At 38.1% G+C, this 3990-nt stretch carries 3 protein-coding genes; 2 read left to right on the forward strand and 1 reads right to left on the reverse strand.

Annotated features, from left to right (window positions below):
• On the reverse strand, positions 1 to 983 hold a 983-nt coding region (locus ACESK1_RS12385), incomplete at its 3' end, for a TolB family protein (protein ID WP_372920494.1).
• A 513-nt stretch (positions 984 to 1496) separates the two neighbouring features.
• Between ACESK1_RS12385 and ACESK1_RS12390 the strand changes: the two genes are divergently transcribed.
• Entirely contained in the window at positions 1497 to 2465 is a 969-nt protein-coding gene (locus tag ACESK1_RS12390; protein ID WP_372920495.1) for a hypothetical protein, read from the forward strand.
• Between the two features lie 52 nt (positions 2466 to 2517).
• Positions 2518 to 3990 (forward strand): hypothetical protein (locus ACESK1_RS12395; protein WP_372920496.1); only part of this gene is annotated, 1473 nt, incomplete at its 3' end.

The following is a 3990-nucleotide window of genomic DNA, read 5'->3' on the forward strand; positions in this document are numbered from 1 at the left end:
TTGTTATCTGCCTCACCTACCATCCCGGTAATATCGAATTGGCCTTCGGTGATTTGTTTAACTTCCCCTGAACCCTCTTTTGGAAGACTTACCTCGAATAACTGTTTTGTTCCCATAGTAGGAGCTACAAAAAAGAGTTTTTCTCCATCCTCACTCCATAGAAAGCTACTCACAGTCTCATCCCAGTCTTTGGTAAGATTCTGTTTTTGACCATCTCTCAAAACTATAATGTCATTCTTATCGGTTTCGTATCCGGGTTCATCCATTTGCAACCATGCAAGAGTTCCGTCCCTGGAAATTGCAGGCGAGGTATCATAACCTTCATTGTTTTCGGTTAGATTGGTAGTTGTTTTTGAAGTGAGGTCGTAGGAATAGATATCTGAATTTGTGCTTTCTGCATAGTCTTTGCCCTTTAGCTTTTTAGAAACATAAAACACTTTGGTTCCATCATTATTCCAGATATAATCTTCTGAACCGCCAAATGGTTTTAAAGGAGTATCATGGGGCTCTCCTTTCATAATGTCCCATTCTTCTTCTGAAGAAAGATCCTTTATGAACAAATGGCTGTACTTTCCATCTTCCCACGTATCCCAGTGCCTGTAGTTGAGATCATCATAAATATAGACATCAGACTCTTCCATTTCAGGATAAAAATCCTCCCCGCTAACCGGCTCAACTTTAACTTCTTTTGAAATTATTTTGTATTCACCTGAAGGAGATACTTTGGTATCTGTGTATATACTATCATAGGAATTTATTTGAGTAGGTTCTCCACCTTTAAGAGAAAGCACAAAGGTTTTAGAGTTGCTGCTGTTGGTGCTTATATCATAAGAAGTGCTGGAATAAATCACCTGTTGCCCGTCATCGGTTAAACCTATTGGAGAAACTCTTTCAAGTTCCCACAACTTTTCGGGAGTCATTGTTTGGGCGTTAGCCGAAAGAAAAATGCCTGATAAGATCAGGAAAATATATAGTTTTTTCATTAGAGTAGAATATTGGTTTATTAACAAACATAAAGATACGCAGGAAGGCCAAAAAATCTTAAAATAACCAGAAAAAATTATTCATCTTATTGCAAATCCTCATAATTCATTTTAATATCATAAAAAATATTAAGCTTTATTAGAGGGCCTTATTCCGAAATTATACAATAAGAAGAAAACAGAGAAAAAATTGTGTTCACTGCTTCGTTATTACCGATTTACAGTATCCCAAATTACCTCCTCACATAGCTTTGGTCGGCAAAACAAATGAAAACCCGCATTCGAGAACCACTAACGGAATCCCCTTTTTTACCAGGGCTTTGGCGTGCAAGGGAATTACCAATTAATTATATATTAATCCTTGGAAAGTCTTACAGGTTTTGGAATTCCATAGGAATCCTATAAAAATTTGTCTGATATTCTGTCACTTTATCGAATATCTACTTAAAAAAGTGAAAACCAATTAATTTTTGGTCTATATTGAAAGTGCTATTCATCTAAACCATCCCGGAAGTGAAAAAACCTAATATTCTAATTATTGCAGCTATACTGTTCTCTCTTCCAATTTTTGGGCAATTCAGGGTAAAACCTGTGGAGAAAAAAGAACTTCACTTAGAAGACCTAAGTGAAGAAGCCATAGAAAAATTGAGGAATTCTCAGACTGTCTTCTTCTATCGTGCAAATGATGATCTTGCCGAATTACGCCAGGCTCTTGAAGATGTCTGGACCATCTCCGAGCTTCTACTTATACCTTATGCTGAAGCCGGCAAAACAGATCTTAAAGGAAAATCTTTTATTATTATCGAGGGACTAAGAACAGTTAGCAAGAAGTACACTACCGTTGATAACTCCTATGTATTTTTACATTTTTATATGGATCTTACGGATAAAAAAGGAAAAGAATTTAAGCAAACTTTTGCACGGCTTGATCTTTTCCCTACTGAAGAAGCAATGAAGGACATGTCATTGATGGATGAAGGTGAAATATTTGATTACCTATATGGCAATGCCGAAATAAATAATTGGAGTCCCGGCTTTTTACGAAATTATTTTAGAAATATAAATGACCTGCTGGAAACAGGGGATGGTAAAGGTCTTTATGAAGGTAAAGATGAAGTTCCCGCTATTTCGGGCATGGCCAATAAAATTCTTTATGTGCCTGATTACGTCCTGGATAAAAAGAGCAAAATGTATGGTCTCGTATCAGGTTCACAAGAGCCTGAAAAGCTGATGAAGAATTATCCTTATCCATACGAATTTAAAAGCGCTTCCAAGATAAGTGAATCGATTACTGCAGGCGAGGATTTTTATTACCTCGTGTACACGAGAAGTTCATCAGAAAAGTATTTTACCGTTTACCATAGTACAAGTGGAGAGATTGTCTTTAATCGGTATAAACCTATGTCCTATAATCTAAAGAATTCAGATTTAAAAGATATTGCAAAATCTGTAAAGAAGATGCAAAAAAGATCCGGGAGGTAACAAACCGTCACCAACAATTTTCATTTCTAATTCTGTACCTAAAAATTAATCGATGAAATATTCCTTTTTTGCGGCTCTGTTTGCGGCTGCTTTGCTTCTTTCCTGTTCAGCATCAAATGATGACGGGGAGGAAATCCCGGCTAAAACGGCTTTCAAACTTGAGGAAAAGATTGTTGGGAAGTGGGATGTGGACACTCAGGAGTCAGAGAATATGTCCCGGCAAAAGCAATCCACTCCGCAGTGCAATATATTCTCTCTAATTTTCAATGCAGATGGCACTTTTATCATCACTCACCAGGATGGTACAATTACTGGAGATTATAAGGTGGAAGGGGAGAACCTAATCAGCCTTGGGAAGTCAGGATCGATCGGAGAAATTAGTTTTAATGCTTATGGTCTTTTCTTCAGAGCAACTCTTACAGATATTTGTTCCGGTACAGGTTCTGCCGGAAGAGATGAAGAATATGTTCCGGGCGACTGTTATTCCTTCCTCTTTTGTATGGACAACTCTTTCTGGTCTTCCGCAGATGAAGAACAGGTAGTCTTTTTACAGTTTCAAAATCGAAGCCTTGGAGAATTCTTCGTCAGGAATAGCTTTTTTACAGACCTGAAATGCAAAGAGAAGACAAGCAATGAGCAGGAAAATGGAACTTCGGTGATGGTAGCCAATTATAACCATCTTCTGCAGTTTATATTAGATGAAGGATCTCCTGTCATTTACTCTTATACACCCTTGGAAGATGGAAAGCTTCAGGAGGAAATACAAACTACTGAAGGAACCCGTACAAGAATTTTCGAACCTGCTTCCGAATCTGAAATGGACGCTTACTCCCCGTATGTGCTATGTGGAGAAAAGACCTATTTGCCCGATGATTCTTTTGAGAAATGGTTAATCCATTTTGGTTATGATGATGTCCTGGATAATTACGTACTGACCGGAAATATTGATAAGATTGAAACCTTGCATCTTTCTGAAAGTTATTTGTATGGCGGCTGGGAGTTTCTTGACCTTACTGGTCTTCAGGACTTTGTGACCCTGAAGGATCTTGAAGTTCAGGCATCGAACCTGATCGAAATCGATCTCTCGGGGAATATTAATCTGGAAAGGTTGTTTCTGGGGTCTCCGGTAATGAGTAGCCTTGATCTGACTCATAATATCAAACTGAAGTCGCTTTATTTCGAATTTGCACAGATCCAGGCGCTAGAACTTTCACAAAACACCGAATTGACAGTAGTAGAACTACAGCTTATGCCATTACCTTTTTTAGATATCAGTAAGAACAATAAATTGGAAATGCTCACTATTGAGGGAGGGGGCTTTAAAGAGTTGATTGCTGGTGAGCACCCTGCGCTGTGGCATTTAAATGTAAGTGGCAATAAAGAATTTGCAGAAATTGATGTGAGGCATTTTCCAAATTTAAAAGAGCTTAACCTGTCCGGAAATAAACTTACTGCCGTCAATGTTTCTACCCTAAATCTTTTAGAGGGGCTGGAGGTTCGGGATAACTTCCTTACCAGTTTAAAC

Source organism: Salegentibacter sp., from assembly GCF_041642575.1.
Classification (GTDB): Bacteria; Bacteroidota; Bacteroidia; order Flavobacteriales; family Flavobacteriaceae; genus Salegentibacter.